The sequence below is a fragment of the Schleiferilactobacillus harbinensis DSM 16991 genome, assembly GCF_000425885.1.
Lineage (GTDB): Bacteria > Bacillota > Bacilli > Lactobacillales > Lactobacillaceae > Schleiferilactobacillus > Schleiferilactobacillus harbinensis.
Genome location: NZ_AUEH01000021.1, coordinates 13,949 through 31,849 on the forward strand (window position 1 = coordinate 13,949; position 17,901 = coordinate 31,849).

At 55.1% G+C, this 17,901-nt stretch carries 18 protein-coding genes; 8 read left to right on the forward strand and 10 right to left on the reverse strand.

What is annotated here, in order from left to right; genetic code table 11:
* The first annotated feature begins 193 nt into the window (after positions 1 to 193).
* Both H627_RS17520 and H627_RS0107890 read left to right on the forward strand, forming a co-directional pair.
* Entirely contained in the window at positions 194 to 877 is a 684-nt protein-coding gene (locus tag H627_RS17520) for a metal-dependent transcriptional regulator (RefSeq protein WP_051225286.1), read from the forward strand.
* A gap of 27 nt (positions 878 to 904) precedes the next feature.
* The gene (locus H627_RS0107890; RefSeq protein ID WP_035440328.1) at positions 905 to 3,415 is read left to right on the forward strand and encodes an excinuclease ABC subunit UvrA; all 2,511 of its coding nucleotides are present in this window, start codon (positions 905 to 907) and stop codon (positions 3,413 to 3,415) included.
* Between the two features lie 81 nt (positions 3,416 to 3,496).
* Here H627_RS0107890 and H627_RS0107895 read toward each other — a convergent pair whose 3' ends face one another.
* Positions 3,497 to 3,841 carry a hypothetical protein gene (locus tag H627_RS0107895; protein WP_027828515.1) on the reverse strand — a complete coding sequence of 115 codons (345 nt, stop codon included), beginning with the start codon at positions 3,839 to 3,841 and terminating at the stop codon, positions 3,497 to 3,499.
* A 68-nt stretch (positions 3,842 to 3,909) separates the two neighbouring features.
* A complete protein-coding gene (gene brnQ, locus H627_RS0107900) occupies positions 3,910 to 5,256 on the reverse strand; it encodes a branched-chain amino acid transport system II carrier protein (protein WP_027828516.1) in 1,347 nt (448 codons plus the stop codon).
* A 127-nt stretch (positions 5,257 to 5,383) separates the two neighbouring features.
* Between brnQ and H627_RS0107905 the strand changes: the two genes are divergently transcribed.
* Positions 5,384 to 6,076, forward strand: coding sequence for a YoaK family protein (locus tag H627_RS0107905; RefSeq protein ID WP_027828517.1), 693 nt, complete (start codon positions 5,384 to 5,386; stop codon positions 6,074 to 6,076).
* Positions 6,077 to 6,144: 68 nt separating this feature from the next.
* On the opposite strand, the gene H627_RS0107910 is transcribed toward H627_RS0107905, so the two are convergent.
* Positions 6,145 to 7,359: an aminotransferase-like domain-containing protein gene (locus H627_RS0107910; RefSeq protein WP_035440331.1), complete on the reverse strand. Its 1,215-nt coding sequence runs from the start codon at positions 7,357 to 7,359 to the stop codon at positions 6,145 to 6,147.
* A 134-nt stretch (positions 7,360 to 7,493) separates the two neighbouring features.
* On the opposite strand from H627_RS0107910, the gene H627_RS0107915 reads away from it, so the two are divergent.
* Complete coding sequence (locus H627_RS0107915) at positions 7,494 to 8,390, forward strand: LysR family transcriptional regulator (protein WP_027828519.1); 897 nt, start codon at positions 7,494 to 7,496, stop codon at positions 8,388 to 8,390.
* Here H627_RS0107915 and H627_RS0107920 read toward each other — a convergent pair.
* Positions 8,387 to 9,697 carry an APC family permease gene (locus H627_RS0107920; protein ID WP_027828520.1) on the reverse strand — a complete coding sequence of 437 codons (1,311 nt, stop codon included), beginning with the start codon at positions 9,695 to 9,697 and terminating at the stop codon, positions 8,387 to 8,389. The genes H627_RS0107915 and H627_RS0107920 overlap by 4 nt on opposite strands.
* A 216-nt stretch (positions 9,698 to 9,913) precedes the next feature.
* Here H627_RS0107920 and H627_RS0107925 point away from each other — a divergent pair, with 216 nt between their 5' ends.
* Positions 9,914 to 10,552 carry an LVIS_2131 family protein gene (locus tag H627_RS0107925; protein ID WP_035440334.1) on the forward strand — a complete coding sequence of 213 codons (639 nt, stop codon included), beginning with the start codon at positions 9,914 to 9,916 and terminating at the stop codon, positions 10,550 to 10,552.
* A gap of 227 nt (positions 10,553 to 10,779) precedes the next feature.
* Here the strand turns inward: H627_RS0107925 and H627_RS20065 are convergent, their stop codons facing one another.
* The gene (locus H627_RS20065; RefSeq protein ID WP_155827904.1) at positions 10,780 to 10,920 is read right to left on the reverse strand and encodes a hypothetical protein; all 141 of its coding nucleotides are present in this window, start codon (positions 10,918 to 10,920) and stop codon (positions 10,780 to 10,782) included.
* 19 nt (positions 10,921 to 10,939) lie between these two features.
* Positions 10,940 to 11,215, reverse strand: a complete 276-nt coding sequence (locus tag H627_RS0107930) for a hypothetical protein (RefSeq protein WP_027828522.1) — start codon at positions 11,213 to 11,215, stop codon at positions 10,940 to 10,942.
* Positions 11,216 to 11,572: 357 nt separating this feature from the next.
* Here H627_RS0107930 and nrdH point away from each other — a divergent pair, with 357 nt between their 5' ends.
* The 3 genes from nrdH to nrdF all read left to right on the forward strand — a co-directional run bounded on the left by nrdH (position 11,573) and on the right by nrdF (position 15,091).
* Positions 11,573 to 11,803 carry a glutaredoxin-like protein NrdH gene (gene nrdH / locus H627_RS0107935; RefSeq protein ID WP_027828523.1) on the forward strand — a complete coding sequence of 77 codons (231 nt, stop codon included), beginning with the start codon at positions 11,573 to 11,575 and terminating at the stop codon, positions 11,801 to 11,803.
* A gap of 118 nt (positions 11,804 to 11,921) precedes the next feature.
* Positions 11,922 to 14,087, forward strand: a complete 2,166-nt coding sequence (gene nrdE, locus H627_RS0107940) for a class 1b ribonucleoside-diphosphate reductase subunit alpha (protein WP_027828524.1) — start codon at positions 11,922 to 11,924, stop codon at positions 14,085 to 14,087.
* An 11-nt stretch (positions 14,088 to 14,098) separates the two neighbouring features.
* Positions 14,099 to 15,091, forward strand: coding sequence for a class 1b ribonucleoside-diphosphate reductase subunit beta (gene nrdF, locus H627_RS0107945; protein ID WP_027828525.1), 993 nt, complete (start codon positions 14,099 to 14,101; stop codon positions 15,089 to 15,091).
* A 290-nt stretch (positions 15,092 to 15,381) separates the two neighbouring features.
* On the opposite strand, the gene H627_RS0107950 is transcribed toward nrdF, so the two are convergent.
* From H627_RS0107950 to H627_RS20480, 4 genes are read right to left on the reverse strand one after another with little or no spacing between them, the layout of a single operon-like run.
* Positions 15,382 to 15,921, reverse strand: coding sequence for a GNAT family N-acetyltransferase (locus H627_RS0107950; protein ID WP_051225287.1), 540 nt, complete (start codon positions 15,919 to 15,921; stop codon positions 15,382 to 15,384).
* Entirely contained in the window at positions 15,908 to 16,276 is a 369-nt protein-coding gene (locus tag H627_RS0107955; protein WP_027828527.1) for a DUF1634 domain-containing protein, read from the reverse strand. The genes H627_RS0107950 and H627_RS0107955 overlap by 14 nt, the downstream gene beginning before the upstream one ends.
* Positions 16,276 to 17,127: a sulfite exporter TauE/SafE family protein gene (locus tag H627_RS0107960; protein WP_027828528.1), complete on the reverse strand. Its 852-nt coding sequence runs from the start codon at positions 17,125 to 17,127 to the stop codon at positions 16,276 to 16,278. The genes H627_RS0107955 and H627_RS0107960 overlap by 1 nt, the downstream gene beginning before the upstream one ends.
* 3 nt (positions 17,128 to 17,130) lie before the next feature.
* A complete protein-coding gene (locus H627_RS20480) occupies positions 17,131 to 17,889 on the reverse strand; it encodes a hypothetical protein (RefSeq protein WP_051225288.1) in 759 nt (252 codons plus the stop codon).
* Positions 17,890 to 17,901: the final 12 nt, after the last annotated feature.

Here is a 17,901-nt window from a genome sequence, read left to right on the forward strand (position 1 = left end):
ACAGCGGCTAGGGGATAAGGACGGCAAGACAAAAACCCAAAACCGGGGTTTGTGCCTTGCCGTCCTTATCCCCTAGCCGCTAACCGTCGGCCTGCGCCCTCTCTCTTCCTTCCTCTTCCCCTTTCGCTTATAATGGTTAACAAAGACGTTTTTTCGGACGGCCTAAAACAAGCAGCGAGAGAAAGGATGCACCATGTCACCGAATAAAGAAAACTATTTGAAGACAATCTTTGAATTGGAGCACGATCACCAGAAGATCTCCAACAAAAACATTGCCGACATTTTAAACGTGAGCGCCCCCTCGGTCACTGAAATGCTCACCGCGCTGACGAAAGAGGGGCTGGTTTTTCATACCCCTTATAATGAAATCTCGCTGACCGACGCCGGTTTAGCCCGGGCCCGGGAATTGGTCCGCAAACACCGGATCTGGGAAGTGTTCTTAGCCGACAAACTGCACTACGCCATGGCGGATGTGCATCAGGCCGCAGATATTTTGGAACATGCGACCGACGACCGGTTGGCAGATCGGTTGAACGAGTTTCTGGGCCGGCCCAAACGCTGCCCCCATGGCGGCATTATTCCTGGCAATTCTGACATCGAAGATGACTCGGATATCACCCTGGGCACGCTGGCCCCGGAAGATAGTGCCACCCTGCAGCGGGTGATCGACAATCACGATTTTCTTAAATACTTTGAGGATTTGCAGTTGCGGTTGGGCGAGCGGCTGACCGTCGTGAAGAAAGAACCGTTCAGCGGGCCTTTTATTGTGCAAACGAGCGACCGGGCCACCGTGGCGATTTCTGAAAACGCGGCGGGCTACATGTTCGTCACCGACGTGCACTATCACACCAAGACACCAGACCAAAAGACAGAATAATCATTGCGCTAAGGGGGATTACTGCTGATGTCAGAAAAACCAGATCATATTGCTGTTCGCGGGGGCCGGGTGCACAACCTGCGGAATATTGATGTGGACATTCCCTTGAATGCCTTCACCGCCATCGCTGGACTCTCCGGGTCCGGCAAATCGTCGCTGGCCATGGGCATTCTATATGCTGAGGGCTCGCGGCGTTATTTAGACGCCCTGTCAACGTATACCCGCCGGCGAATCAGCCAGGTGGGCCGGGCCGACGTCACCGCTGTGCACCATATCCCAGCAGCCATTGCCCTGCGTCAACGGCCCAACGTGCCTAACGAACGCTCCACCGTGGGCACCATGAGCGAAAGCCTGAACGTGCTGCGGTTGATGTTTTCCCGGATCGCGTCCCATCGCTGTCCCAACGGCCATCAGCTGCCGCCGAGTATTAAGATTGCCCAGGCGGCCGCAGTGACCGGTGAACACATGGGCGAGATCACCTGTCCCATTTGCGGCGTCACGTTTCGGCCGCCTTCCGCCGAGGACTTCGCCTTCAATTCAACGGGCGCTTGTCCCACTTGCGGCGGCACTGGGGTGCTGCGCCAGCTGGTGCCGGAGCGGCTGATTCCGGATCCGACCGAGACCATTGATGAAGGCGCTGTGGCCTCTTGGCGCTTGCCCGGCCGCAACTTTATGCCGGACGTCGCCCGGGCCATCGGCGTGCGCACCGATGTTCCGTTTGATCATTTGACGAAGAAAGAACAGCACACCGTTCTCCACGGGGCGAAAAAAGGCTATCCAGTGGATCTGCCCAGCGCCAACGGACGGGTGTTCCACATGAACAATGCCTTGTTCGAAAACGCCTACAATGCGGTGGAAGACACTGCAGCGAAGGCCACCAACGAGCGTACCTTGGCCCGCTTGGACCGGTTTTACGCAATGACCGTATGCCCGACCTGTCACGGCAGCCGTTTCAATCCCAAGTTGTTCACCGCTTTGATCAACGGCCAAAATATTGCTCAGATCAGTCATCTCACCCTGAGCCAGCTGCAGCACTGGAACGATGAACTCGCGGATACATACGATACCGAAATGCGGGCGCTGGTCAAAAATCTCAGCCGAGAACTGCGCGGATCTTTAAAGCCCTTGCTGGATCTCGGTCTGGATTACCTCACCCTGGACCGGGCGGGCAACACCCTGTCGACTGGGGAATTGCAACGGCTCCAGCTGGGCCGCACCCTGCGCAGCGAAACCAACGGTGTCCTCTACGTCTTGGACGAACCCAGTGTTGGCCTGCACCCCGCCAACGTGGCCGGGTTGGTGGGCATCATTCAGAAACTGATTGCCCTGGGCAACACCGTGGTGGTGGTCGATCACGACACGAATCTGCTCAATGCAGCTGACTACATGGTGGAAATGGGCCCCGGGGCCGGCCAAGACGGCGGCACGGTGATCGCCCATGGGTCGCTGAACCAAGTGGCGGCGAGCAAAGCGTCTCATATCGCGCCCTTCTTAACGGGCCAAGCACCGGTGATCGTGCGCCAGCAGACCGCCCCGGACCAGTTAACGGTCCACGGCACGATTCACTTGGCGATCAACGACTACAACAATCTCCATGGGGTCACCATTGATCTGCCTAAGCGCCGGCTGATCGGCATCTCCGGTTTCTCCGGGGCCGGCAAGACGTCGCTGATCCTGGATAGTCTGATCCCCGCGATCAAAGCCCAGCGCAAGCACGAGCCGCTGCCCCGCCAAGTTACGGCATTGACAGCCAAGGGCATCCGCCGTGTCGTCAGCGTGAACTCCGTACCCGTAGGCAAGAATGCCCGCTCCACTGTGGCCACCTATTCCGGTATCTTCGACCATATCCGAGCGCTCTTTGCGCAAACACCTGCGGCCCAGGCCAAGGGCTGGGATGCGGGCCACTTCTCCTACAACACAGAAGGCGGCGTTTGTCCCAACTGCGGCGGTACAGGGACGATTTCTTTGGATATCCAGTACCTGCCGGATATGGTTGAAACCTGCCCAGTTTGCCACGGTAAACGCTATAATCCAGAAACCTTGGCGGTGCAGTGGCATGGCCTGAGCATCGCCGATGTGCTGGATCTGTCGATTCGCGACGCACTGCCCCTGTTTCAAGACGATCCGGCGATCGCCGCGATTCTGCAGCATCTGGCCGATATGGGACTAGGCTATCTGATCTTAGGCGAAAGCACCCCGGCCATCTCCGGCGGCGAAGCCCAGCGGCTGAAGCTGGTCACCGAAATGGGCCGCAACCAAAAGAGCAGCCTCTTTGTCTTCGACGAACCCAGTGTCGGCTTGCATCCAGAGGACGTCCGGACCCTGCTCAAAGTATTCGAATCATTGCGGAAACAAGGTGCGACGATTATTTACATCGAACATGATCTGGATATGCTGGCCAACGCCGACTATCTGGTGGATCTTGGTCCCCGGGGCGGCGATGCAGGCGGTAAAATCATCGCGGCCGGCACCCCGCAGCAGGTCGCCAAGACGCCAGCCAGTATCACGGGCCGGTATCTCGCGAAGCACCTGCATTAAACTCGGCCATAACCTAAAAAGGCACTGCCTGCTTGGAATTAATTAATTCCAAGCAGGCAGTGCCTCTTTGTATATCTGACCTTATTCGCCCTTGCGACCGCCGGAATACAGGCTGTCCAAGTGCTGCTGGTACCAATCCAGCCACTGGGCCTCATCGCTGGAATTCGGTGCCCCGTGCTGGTCGATCAAGGTATTGATCAATTCTTCCAGTTCCGCCCGCTTCTCACGAATCAGCGCGGCCTTCTTATCTTCGTGGTTAAAGTAGCTGCTCAGCTGCAGCACTTCATTGATGCTGGCCATGACATAATGGTCATCCCATTGGCTGATCTGATCCAACTCTTCGTTCTGCTGTTCTGCCAGGTAGAAATCCACAAACGCATTCAGTACTTTATCGCTGACTGCCTGTTGTTCCCCATTGTCACTCATCAATTAGGTCCTCCTTAAAATATTCCGAGACGCTCCTAACTTCAGTGTAGGGCGAAAAATGACAGAATTCAAGCGCCCGCACGTGCGCGTCGGTGATCGATCCACGCGCCGACGGCAAAGCCGAGGACAGCAGGCAATACCCAGCCGAAACCGGCCTGATACAGCGGCAAAATTTCGCCCCAGTGCAGCAGGACCGCCAACACGGACCAATGCTGCAAGCTCGCCGGCAGCCCCGTGATGACGTTCAGCAGCGCCGGAATCAGGCCGAACATCATTGCCCAGGTATAGGTCCAGCGCTGGGCAGGCAGGAGCGTGCTGGCCAGCGCGGTAAGGATCAGGATGATGGCTAACGGATAGAGCAGGTTCAGCACTGGCATGGACAACGCAATGATGCCATCCAAACCTACGTTGGCAAACACTGTCGGCAGCCCCGCGGCAATGATGGCCCATACACTATAGGAAATCCGGGGAAACAGCTTATGCATGGATTCGCCAAAGGCTGTCACCAGCCCTACCCCAGTCTTCAAACAGGCTAAGGTGATGATGATCGCCAGCAGCCAGCTGCCCAAGCGGCCAAAATAATGTTCGGCCAATTGGGCCAGAATCACCCCGCCGTTGGCTGCCGGGGAGAACGCCCCCCGGGATTGGGCGCCGATGATCGCCAAACCAGCATAGATCACCCCCATCAGGACCATACTGATCACACCGGCGCGAATCGTATTCGCTGCGATCTGCTTCGGTTCCTTGACGCCCAGTCCGCGCAGGGTGTCGATGACGACGATACCGAAGGCCAGCGAAGCCAGGGCATCCATGGTGTTATAGCCCTCCACGAAGCCGGTGTTCAACGGATGGCTGACGTATGTCCCCACCGCGGCATGGCCTAACCCGCCCAACGGCCGCAGCAGCGCCGTGAGCATCAAGACGCCTAAAAGGATCAAGAACGTCGGCGTCAGGATCTTACCGACGTACTCCATGATCCGCGACGGCTTGCGGGAGAACCACCAGACGGTGAAGAAGAAGATGACCGAAAAAACGGCCAGAACCAAAGTCTGCTGCCCCGGGGAAACAAAGCGGCGAATGCCCACTTCATAAGAAACCGTTGCCAATCGCGGGGTGGATAATAGCGGCCCAATGACCAAATACAATAATACCGTGAACAAATAGGCAAACGGCCGATTGACGGCCTTCGCCAAACCAAATACCCCATCCGTGCGGGTGATGCCAATGGCCACCACACCCAGCAAGGGCAGCCCGACCCCGGTCAGCAAAAAGCCGAGAACAGCCATTCCCACGTGCGATCCGGCTTGCTGCCCCATAAAGATGGGGAAAATCAAATTGCCCGCGCCAAAAAACATCCCAAACAGCATAATGCCGACAAATCCTAAGTCCCGTCCCCGTAATCTTGGTTTCTCCATACGTTTAGCCTCCAATGTTTGGTGATAACTCATTCTACGAAGATGAGCCCTTTTTGACAACTTTTTTGCCGAGTTCGTGGCATAATAGCAGAGTTCACTTTTATTTCAGAAAGGAAGCCTCTGCCCAATGGCTCAGCACCCTAACCACCCGCCCGTTTTCCCGCTCCATGAACAGCTTCCCGCCGCCATGATCCTCGCCGGCGTGGGCGGCTACATGGATGCTTTTTCATACTTATTACATGGCAATGTCTTCTCCAGCCTGCAATCAGGGAACGTCATTTTGCTCGGCATCCACCTTGCCCGGGAGCAATGGGCCAGCAGCGGCCACTATCTGCTGCCCTTAGCCGCTTTCTATCTGGGGGCGTTTTTCATCACCCTGCTCGCCCCCTACGTGCATAAACCCGGGCAGCGGCGCACCCACATCATCGGGGTCAGTATTGAAATCATCATTCTTTTGCTCACTGCCCTGTTTGGCGCCCGCTTGCCGGACACCGTGGTCATCGCGATGATGTCGTTCACCGCCGCGATTCAGCTGAGCGTCTTCCGTAAGATGAAAGGCCAGCCATATACGACCACCATGACCACCGGCAATATCCAGGCCAGCGCGGCTCATTTGGCCAATGCGGCACTGGGCACCTCCACCTTGGCCGGCCACCGCAGCTGGGACCGGATCGCTGTCGCGCTGGGCTTCGGCCTCGGGGCCTTCCTGTCGGCCAGCCTGGTGCCGCAGCTGGGCCAGCACGCCATCATTGGCGGGGCGGGATTGCTGGTTATCGTGCTGATTCTGCTGCTGCGGGAGAAGCCTGAATTGACCGCCTAACGCAAAGAGCGGCCTGCCCAGCCAATATCAATTGGCTGAGCAGGCCGCTTTTGGTATTCCTGAAACACTTAGGACAAGCCAGCCGCTGTCGCCGGCTGTACCACCGCCTGCGCCAACGCTGCACTTAACCGGGCCGCACCGGTTTGAATGGCTGCCACGTCTTCACCGGTAAAGTTCAACCGGGCAGCATTTACGACACTCTTCGACGGATACAAATTGCGGGACGGAATATAGGCAATATTTTCATGGGGCAAAACCTCATCTTTAAGCAATTGACCCATATCCACGTCTGCTGGCCCAGTCAACCAAACGAAGAACCCGCCCTGGGGATCGTTGACCTTAAAGCCCGCCGGCAAATTGCAGCGCAGGACATTGACCATCGCGTCTTTCTTCATCTGGTACGTCCGGCGCAGCTGGACCAAGTGGTCATCCAGACTGTTCTCGGCCAGATAATCAGAAACGGCCACCATGGTCATGAAGGGACTCTCTAAGTCCGCCCCATTCTTCAAGTTGGCAATGGCGTCGATCCAACGCTTACCGCCGGATGCCCAGCCCAGGCGCAGCCCCGGAGCCAGGATCTTCGAGAAACTGCCTAAAGAAATGACCCGGTCGTCGGTATCCAGGGATTGCAGCGTTGGCAGCTGTTCGCCGGTGAAGCGCAGCCAGCGGTACGGAGAGTCTTCCAAAATGACCACGTCGTACTGCTTAGCTAAGCGCAGCAGTTCCTGCCGCTTCTTCAAGGACATGACGATACCAGTGGGATTCTGAAAATCCGGGATCGTGTAGATCATCTTGACGGGATGGGCCATCAGGACCTTTTGCAACGCATGCATGTCCATACCGTCAGATTGCATCGGAACCTCATAATAGGTCGGGCCGTAGTTATCAAAGGCCCCCAAGGCACCAAAGTAAGTCGGCGCTTCAACGACTAAGCCGTCGCCGGGGTTGATCAGCATCCGGGCCACCAAATCGATGGCTTGCTGCGCGCCCTGGGTCAAAATAATATCATCGGCCTGAGTCGGCGTACCGTCGTCCGTCAAGCGTGCCGCCAGTTGTTCCCGTAATTTTAAGTAACCCCGGTTGTCGTGGTATTGCAATATGTTTTGGGACCCGTCGGTGAAAGCGTGCTGGAAAGCTGCGCCCATGGCCGCGTTGGGGAACAGCGCGGCATCCGGGAACCCGCCGGCAAAGGAGATCAGATTGGCATCGTTGCTGGCCGCAAAGGCGTCGGCGATCCCAGCTTCTCCAGCCTTGATTGTCCGTTCTGCAAATAATTTTGTCATAATCAATGACCTCCTCTAGCGATGGGCTCCGCGGCTCATCTCAATCTCTATGAATAGCATACGGCCTGTGCTATGATTAGTAAAACTCAACTTATTCAATATTAGATGAATTGAATTCATCATTGGAGGTCATCATGGCAGATTTTGCCTATCAAGTCTTTACCGAAGTTGTTCAACAAAAAACCTTCGTGGCCGCTGCCGCGCGGCTGAACGTCACCCCCAGCGCGGTGAGCCACTCCATTGCCCAGTTGGAAGCGACCCTGGGCTTTCCCCTATTTATCCGGCACCGGACCGGCGTCGAACTGACTCCGGATGGGGCGACCATTCTTCCCGTGATCCAGGATATTTTGAACAAAGAAGCCCAACTGCAGCAAGTCGCGGACAGCATTCAAGGGCTGAATTCCGGACTCGTGCGGTTGGGCGCATTTAGTAGTGTGTGCATCAATTGGCTGCCGGGGATTATTCAAAACTTCAAGAAACGCTATCCCCAGGTCGAGGTCGAAATCTGGCAGGGCACCTTTCCCGAAATTGCCCAGCAGGTGCGCCTAGGCAGTATCGATATCGGCTTCTCCACCCTGCCGGTGGAAGAAAATGTCCAAGTCGAACCGGTGGCGGCGGATACGATCCGGTGTGTCACCCCCACCGACTTTCAACCCGCCAACGGTGAATTCGTCACCGGCGCGGATATCGCCCACCAGCGCTTCATCCTGCAGCAGGCCGACTACGACGGTGATACGAAGAAAGCCCTGGATCGCTACAACGTTACGCCAAACTCGCTGGCCTATTCCATCGATGACCAGTCGATCTTGTCGATGGTGGAGAGCGGCCTGGGCTTTGGCATTCTGCCGGATCTGGCATTGCAGAAGCTGGTGGGGAACGTCAATGTGTTTCCGTTCTCCGAAACCTTCCGCCGGACGATCTGCGTGCTGACCCGGAAGGAAACGCCGGCTCCGTCGACTAAGAACTTTCTGACTGCGATCCATACGTACTTAGTGGGGGCATACGGTCAAGATTACTTAGGCCGGGACTAGGACAGATCCTTGGCGGTGGCGGCTTGTCGGCTCATCAGGAAGTAGAACGGGATGGCAACGATCAAAGCGCCTAAGCCGAGCACGGCTTGCAACGCGGTGACTTGGAACAGCAGCCAGATACTGACGGCGACAGCGACGACCGGAATCACCGGTCCCAGCGGCAGCTGGAAACGATCCGCGGCCGTCGCCCGGGTGCGGCGGAAGACCAGCACCGCCAAGCAGGTGGGAATGTATTGGGCAAACCGGGACACGGCACTGATCTGGGCCAGATAACCGAATTGTCCAGACCAGGCGATCAGAATACTGATGCCGATGGAAATGAGAATGGCCACGTACGGCGCATGCTTACTGTTGCGCTTGGCAATCATGCTGGGCATCATGTGGTGTTCGGCCAGCGCCACCCCGGAACGCGGGGTGACGTAGCTGGAAGCCACCAAGAAACCGCCCGTGGACAGCAGCGTACCCGCCGCGACCAAAGAATTACCGAAGCCGCCGGCAAACTTGGCAAAAGCGGTTTGAATCGGCGCAGTCGTGTGCCCCAAGGCGCTGGCGCCCAGGACACCCGTGCAGACGGTTTGAATTAATAAGTAGAACGCCAAGACGATTCCGACCATGATCAGCAGGGCCCGGGGCAGATTCTTCTTCGGGTTCTTCATATCCCCTGCGGCTACAACGACCCGTTCAAATCCGGCAAAGGCGTAGAACATCGTGACGGCTGCAGCTCCGAAATGACCAGCGGTATAGTGCCCATGGGGAAAGAGCGGCGTGAAGTTGCCGCCATGAATGAAGAAAATGCCCATGGTGACAAATAGCAGCAGCGGGATCAGTTTGGACAGCGTAACGATATTGTTCACGATTTTGGACACTTTGACCCCGGCGATGTTCATCAGAGCCATCAGCCCCAGCAGCACCGTCACGGTGATATTCTTCGCCCAGATATTGGCCAGCGCCGGGAACGTCGCCCCCAATGCGGTGGCGAAGGCCACGGCCATCGTGGCTTCCGCGATGATCTGGATTGCCCAAGTGACGAAGCCGACTTCGAATCCAACGAAGTCGCCAAAAGCATCCTTGGCATATAAGTACGGCCCGCCATCCTCATCATAATAGGTGGCGGCTTGCGCAAAACACATGGCAATGCTGATTGCCAGCAGCGCATCAAAGATGAGAGAAAAGATACCGGCCGTGCCCATCAGTGACGCAACCTGATTAGGGAGCAGAAAAATACCAGAACCAATAATGCCATTGATGCCTAAGAGAATGATGCTAATGAGCCCCAACTGGGCACCTTTTTCGCCATGCGTTTCCATACTGCCAACCGCCTTCTTATCAGCTATTTGTCATACGGATTTAATAGTACGGTATGGCATGCCGAAAGTCAATAAACAAATGCGAATAAACGGCATGATTTTGTTTGTAAATCAGTTAATGTTCGGTTTTTGCAATTACAGTTTCTGGGTTTCGTCTATCCCGCTGCCAAGGTATAATGAAGACAAGCAGTTTTATAGGGAGAGGGGCATATACCCATGTGGGCATCATGGAACTGGCTGGGCGTCGCATGCTGGACGCTGGCCGTCATCATCTTGATTTTCGCTGTACACAATATCCGTAAACGTCGATTAAAAATGCTGGTTACCCAACGGCGGCATTTTTCGGCCGCTAATTTCGGTCTGGACTTGCTGCTGATCGTCATCGTCGCCGCCAGTTTCGGCACGATGATCTACGCGACTTTCTTACACACCGACACCATTGCGGACAGCAGTGCCATTCAGTTGGACTACCGCTACCGGCCGCTGGTGATGCAAACCAGAGGCGACCAGGGCTACCTGGTGCGGGTGCACAACGGCAGCGGCCATACCCCGATCCAAACGTATACGTATTGGACGGAAGGCTCCAAGTACCAGATCAACAGCCGGGACGCAACGATCTCCACGGGGAAGAAAATCGTGCCAGCAGAAGCCGCCGCATATCCTTGGCCGACGAAGTCCATGGAGCGGATGGAAAATAACACGCGGTCATCCTTTGTCGCGGTAATCAAAGCAACGTACAAGAACACGCCATTCAACGGCCTGGGCATGCACGCCGGCCGGGCAGCAAGCTACCACGAAATTATCCGGATCCCGAGCGACTTATTCGTTTATATTGATAATCCGGCGACGAAGTAAAGACGCATCGAACACAAACACGGCAGCTTCCAGCACGGAGGCTGCCGTATTTATGTTGTCATTCAAAAGCCAACAAACGTGAGCAGGCGGTCAACGCCACCCATGAGGGCCAGCAGAATCACCGGCATGGCTAAATTCCACTAATCCCAGGCAGAAAGCTGTCGATGCTGCTTACTGGCTTTATGCACCCCGCTGAACCAGAAAAATCCCCAGAGGATGAACCCGCCCTAATACCACCAAGCTGACCAGGTCCAACGCGCTAATGGCACTGAATTGGTCAAGCGGCTGATTAGGAAAAGGACGAACAAAGCAATCATCCATTGCGTGTCCCGAGATAGCCGGTGCCAGAGTCTGCCTATCTTCGCCATGGGGCACCCCCCTCCTGCGTTAGTGATGCGCCGCCGTTCGCCGGCGTTGCCGCGCCCAGCGCCAAACCATCACCACCGCCGCGGGCAGCGTAATCGCAATTGCCGCGATCGCTGACCGAGTCACGTCACTGGCAATGGGCAGACGATAGCTGGCACCCACGATCAATAGGATATCCACGCCGCTCAATAACAGATTGCCCCCTTGCGAAAGGAAATGCGGCTGGGCCCGCACATAGTACAGCCCCGTCATACCAACAATAAACCAGGCCGCTAACTCCAACGCCTCTGTCGTCATAAGCTTGTCCCCCTTATCTGCTGCTCAAGGAACCGTTTTCATCATTTACCCCAATTATCATCCCCTTGCAGAGAAAACACAACGAATACGAACTCCCCGTGAATCACCCATAATCTGACGAATTGTGCCAGCTAAAACACGACCAATATTTTTTTGCCAACCGGCCTACCCCCTGTTCTCATTTTCAACCGGCCAGCGTGCCAACTCAGCTCGCAAGTACCGCAGTATGTCTTGCTTGCCGGTCCACCCATCTCTATGTTGTGTGCTATAAAAAAGTAAGCACAACATGTTGTACTTTCGACCCGGACGGCCTATACTTAAAAGTACGCAAACAAAGAACTGCTTGGAGGGATTCACATGAGTGAAGTCGTAATTTATACCCGTAACGGCTGTATGCAATGCCGGATGACTGAACGCTACTTAAAGGAACATAACGTACCTTTTGAAGAACGAAACATTAACGACGAGCCCCAATATATTGATCAATTGAAGGCTCAAGGCTTCCGTTCCCTGCCCGTCGTCATGGCCAAAGATGCTGACCCCATCATGGGTTTCCGGCCGGACTCCTTGAAGGCGCTGGTCGGCTAATCGGTGTACAATGGATGGATGCGCCTCATCCGGAGACAACATCAAGGTGCAGTTGCATCTTGGTGTTTTTTTTCGCCAATTTTTCCCTAAGCACTCGTAGAAAGGACAGTGGTGGCCCATGTCACTTAAGGACTTGGACATTAAAGAGGTTTCGTATTTCAAACTGAACAACGAGGTGAACCGGCCGGTGGACGGCAAGATTCCCTTGAACAAGGATAAGGAAGCCTTGGCGGCGTTTCTTGACGAAAACGTCAAACCGAACTTGAAGCACTTTGACTCGATTTTGGCTAAAATCGACTACTTAGTGGCCAATGACTACTTAGAAGAAGGGTTCATCGACAAGTATCCCCGCCAATTCATCAGCGACTTGTACCAACGGCTGGTGGATAACCACTTTCAGTTCCAGTCCTTCATGGCCGCTTACAAGTTCTACAACCAGTATGCGATGAAGACCAACGACAGTGCCGAATACTTGGAAAACATCGAGGAACGGGTCCTGTTTAACGCCCTTTATTTCGCCGATGGCGACCAGACACTGGCGACGAACATCGCCGACGAAGTCATTAATCAGCGCTACCAACCGGCGACCCCTTCTTTCTTGAATGCGGGCCGCGCGCGGCGGGGTGAATTTGTGTCCTGTTTCTTGATCCAGCTCACCGACGATATGAACAGTATCGGCCGGGGCATTAACTCCGCCCTGCAACTATCCCGGATCGGCGGCGGGGTCGGTATCGCCCTCTCCAACCTGCGGGAAGCCGGCGCGCCAATCAAGGGCATCGAGGGGGCCTCCAGCGGTGTCTTGCCGGTTATGAAGCTGCTGGAAGACAGCTTTTCTTACAGCAATCAGCTGGGCCAGCGGCAGGGCGCCGGGGCGGTCTATTTGAACGTCTTCCATCCCGACATCATCCGCTTCCTGTCGGCGAAGAAGGAAAATGCTGACGAAAAGATTCGGGTCAAGACCCTGAGCCTGGGCGTGGTCGTCCCGGATAAGTACTACGAACTGGTGCGCAACAACGAGCCGATGTATCTCTTCTCCCCATATTCTGTGGAACGTTACTACGGCAAGCCGTTTGCTTACGTGGATATCACCAAGGAATATGACAACATGGTAGCCAATCCCGACATCAAGAAGTACAAGATCCAAGCCCGGGATCTGGAGAACGAGATTTCTAAGCTGCAACAGGAGTCCGGCTATCCGTATATCTTGAATGTCGATACCGCCAACCGGGACAATCCCATTGACGGTAAGATCGTGATGTCCAACCTCTGCTCCGAGATTCAGCAGGTGCAAGTTCCGGCGCAGATCGGCGACGACCAAGAATATACCAAGATGGGCGTCGACGTCAGCTGCAATCTGGGCTCCACCAATATCTTGAACTTGATGCACTCCCCGGATTTTGGCCACTCCGTGCGGGTAATGACCCGGGCCTTGACGTATATCACCGACCACTCCAACATCGTGGCCGTCCCGACCGTGGCCCACGGCAACAAGCTGAGCCACTCCATCGGTCTCGGGGCCATGGGGCTGCACACCTTCCTGGCTGTCAACCACATGCACTATGGTTCTAAGGAAGCCCTGGATTTCGTCAGCACCTACTTCATGCTGCTGAATTACTGGACCTTGGTAGAATCCAACAACATCGCCAAGGAACGCCACGAATCCTTCCATAACTTTGAGAAATCCAAGTACGCTGACGGCACCTACTTCAATAAGTACATCGACCACAGCTTTGCCCCCAAGACGGCGAAGGTGCAGGCGTTATTCAAGGATATTTTCGTCCCGGCGACAGCTGATTGGGCCGCGCTGCGGGACAATATTCAAAAATACGGTCTGTACCACCAGAACCGGCTGGCCGTTGCCCCCACTGGCTCGATTTCGTACATCAACGATACCAGTGCGTCCTTGCATCCGATCACCCGCTTAGTCGAGGAACGGACCGAGAAGAAGAACGGCAAGCTCTACTTCCCGGCGCCGCATTTGAGCAACGATACGATGCCTTATTACACGTCAGCCTATGATACCGACATGCGCAAAGTCATTGACACGTATGCCGCGGCGCAGCAGCATGTCGACCAGGGGATGAGCTTGACCTTGTTCCTGCGCTCGACCATGCCCGAGGGGTTGTACGACTGGAAGCACGAGCCGGAACAAACCACCCGGGACTTGAGCATTCTGCGCAACTACGCGTATTATAAGGGTATCAAGTCGCTGTACTACGTCCGTACGTTCACGGACAATTCGCAAGAGATTGGCAGCAATGACTGCGAATCGTGCATTATCTAAAGGAGCCCGAAATGTCTGACACAAGCACTCACTACTACAAAGCCATCAACTGGAACGCTGTTGAGGATCAGATCGATAAGTCGACCTGGGAGAAATTAACCGAGCAGTTCTGGCTCGATACCCGGATCCCCCTGTCCAACGATCTGGACGATTGGCGCACCCTGTCACCCATGGAGCACACCCTGGTGGGTCACGTCTTTGGCGGACTGACCTTGCTGGATACGCTGCAATCCCAAGACGGGATCGACCAGCTGCGCAAGGATATCCGTACCCCCCAAGAACTCGCGGTGTTCAACAACATCCAGTTCATGGAGTCCGTCCACGCCAAGAGTTATTCTTCCATTTTCAGCACGCTGAATACGGCGGAAGAAATTGACGAGATCTTCACTTGGACCAACGGCAATCCATATCTGCAAAAAAAGGCCCGCACGGTCAACGAAATCTACCAAAACGGCACGCCGCTGGAGAAAAAGGTCGCCAGTGTTTTCTTGGAAACCTTCCTGTTCTATTCAGGTTTCTACACCCCGCTGTATTACCTGGGGAACAACAAACTGGCTAACGTCGCCGAGATCATCAAGCTGATCATCCGGGACGAATCCGTCCACGGCACTTATATCGGCTACAAGTTCCAGCTAGCCTTCAATGAGCTGAGCGAGGACGAACAGGGCCGCTTCAAGGACTGGATGTACGATCTGCTCTACGACCTGTACGACAACGAAGAGAAATACACCGAGATGCTGTACGGCGACATTGGCTGGGTGGACGAAGTGGAGACCTTCCTGCGCTACAACGCCAACAAAGCGCTGATGAACCTGGGCCAAGAACCCCTCTTCCCCGACACCGCCGACGACGTGAACCCCATCGTCATGAATGGTATCTCCACCGGGACTGCCAACCACGATTTCTTCTCCCAGGTTGGGAATGGGTACCTGTTGGGCCATGTGGAAGCAATGAGTGATTCAGACTATGATATCGGTCGGCCGAAGAAGGACGACAAGAAGTAGACTTTAGCAAGAAATGGAAACCGGGTACTGCCGCTGTGAATTGGCTGCGGTATCCGGTTTTTGTTTTTCATGAGCGTGACATGTTGAATCGTAATTCTTCTGCCAAATTTCCCCCGAATTACTGAAGCGTACTTCACTTAAATCCAGAATTACCAATTGAGGGAAGTATGTTTCATCAACTGGCTATTTTAAAAAAATTGGAAGTACACTTCACTAAATTATCAAAAGAGAAACAAAATCGGGTATCACGACGAACAAAACGCCGCGATACCCGATTATTCAATCCCTTGCTAAAAGTCCAGATAGAAATAGATGTCCTGTTTCCCCTCCTGCTGCGTGTGGTCATACCCGCAGGTATTCAACCCGCCGATCTGGAACCCGGCAGCGAGATAGAACCGGCAAGCGTCGATATTGTTGTCTTGACCAACCGTGTAGATCCCCGCGTACCCGCGCTGTTTAGCCGCGGGCGCAGCCTCCTGAATCAGCCGGCGGGCAATGCCTTGGTGGCGATAGGCGGCATTCACCTTCAAGTCGTCCAAGTACAGATACTTGAAGAACGCCTCTTGATAGGTGGCCAGACCGACGGGTTTGTTTTGGTCGAAGGCGCCCAGCGCAAAGCCGTTCTTGGCAATCTCCGCAAACTGGTAATGTTCATCGGGAAAGGTTTGCGTGGCGGCCGAGTCAGTTTCTTCAAACTGAGCATGCCAGGCCGCAGCACCCCGCGTGACGATCATCCGCCCGTGCAAAGCAAAGGGCTCATTGGGCAGTTGCAGTGCTGGTGCGTCTTGGGCGGTCAATTGACGAATTTCTATTTTCTTATTTTCCGGCATAACCAATCACCATCGCAATCACTAGAATAATCAACACGATCGTCGTGATCGCGACATACAATGTGTCACGTTCTACAGCGAACGCGTAAATCGACACCACGACCCGCAGAACGGGGGTCAGGATGAGCAGAAACAACCCCAGCATAATAATAGCAAAGGGCTTGAACTGCATCACGCCAGCAAACATCGCCCGGAAACCCAGGGGCACCGTATCACCGGGATAGCCGCTGCCGCCTTCAATGAACAGCGCGGCTAAGCCGATGACGATCACGATGGCGGAGACGATGACCCCGATGCGCAGAATCTGCCCGATGAGGCGTTCGACCTCGTTCATTTCTTTCTTGCGTTCTGCCATCAGATGGTCACCCCGAATCCTTTAAGCGCCATTTGCAGACCCATATAGATCAAAATGGGGATAAAAATCATCCGAATGACCCGCGGCCGCAAGTGCTGCATGATTCGCGTGCCAATCGTGGCCCCCACGAGAATGCCGATCGCCAAAGGCGCAGCAATCTGGGGTTGAATCGATCCATTGAAGAAATAGACCGTTGCACTGGCCGCGGCGGTGACCCCCATCATCAGATTGGAAGTGGCGCTGGACGGTTTCAAGGGCATCTTCATGATCGTATCCATGGCAATGACTTTGAACGCCCCGCTGCCGATGCCCAGCAGACCCGAAGCAACGCCGGCCCCGTACATCATGGCGAACCCGCCGGGAACGTTTTTCACTTCATAATCCACATTCTTATGCTCGATAATGTCCCGATAGCTGCCGTTCAAGTTTAGTCTTTCTGACCACTTGTCCGGCTGAACCGGCTGATACCGCTCATCGGCCGTCCCCCGCAATTTGCGGATCATGTTCGTGCTGGAATAAATCAGCAGTAAACCGAAGAATACGTACAGCAGCGCATGGGGAATGACCCCGGTAAGCAGCGCGCCGGTGATCGCCCCAATGGTCGTGGCAATTTCTAGAAACATGGCGACCCGCAAATTGAGCAGATCATCCTTGATATACGCGATTGTTGCCCCAGAACTGGTGGCGATGACCGCGATGATACTGGCCCCAATGGCGTACTTAATGTCGATGCCCATCATGATCGTCAAAACCGGGGTGATGATCATCCCGCCGCCGATCCCGAGGATGGCCCCGAAAATACCAGCGAGCAGGCCGACGGCGGCCAATTCAATGACTTGTTGGACAACCATCGGCTAATCCTCCGTGGTCTTCTTGGCACGCGTCCGGGCAGCCGGCGTCTTTTTGGCGGTGGTTGTCTTTTTCGCTGGGGCCTTCTTCGCCGCGGTGGTGCTGCGGGTCGTGGTCTTCTTGGCTGGCGCTTTCTTCGCCGCCGTGGTACTGTGGGTTGCGGCCTTTTTGGCTGGCGCCTTCTTGCGTGCGGTCGTCTTCTTCGCCGGACTCTTCTGGGTTGTCGTTCGCCGCTTCGGTGCTGGCTTTGCGGCCGCCTGTTTCGCCGCTTCGGCCTTCTCCGCCGCCGCTTTTTCTTCTGGCGTCGGGTGCTCGACCGTTTGTAAGAAATCCCACTTTTCTTGGGCCGCTTGAATGATTTGGGCCCGCACCTGATCCTGGTCACTCAAGAAGGTATCCACCGGCGCAATTTCATCGATGCGCAAATGAGAGACATTAATATCCTCCGACTCCACGATCAGGTAGACATTCACCGCCGCCGTCGCGTCCAAATCGAAGAACTGATAGAGCTTGTTGCTGTCGGCCAGGGGCAGGTTAATGACGTTCGTCTCCAGGCGAAAAGCCACCGGTACCTCCGTAGCGACATCGAGATTGGCTTGGGTCATTTCATTCGCCGCCACACTCGCCTCGAAGTTGTCGAGCAGCTCACCAAGGGCCGCGGCCAAGCCGTCCTTCTTGATCTCCGCTGGCGTCTTCGTCAGCGTGATGGTGCGAATCTGTTCAGCGGGCACCATGTCCACGATTTTTTGTACTTGAATTTCCACGAGAAGTTCTCC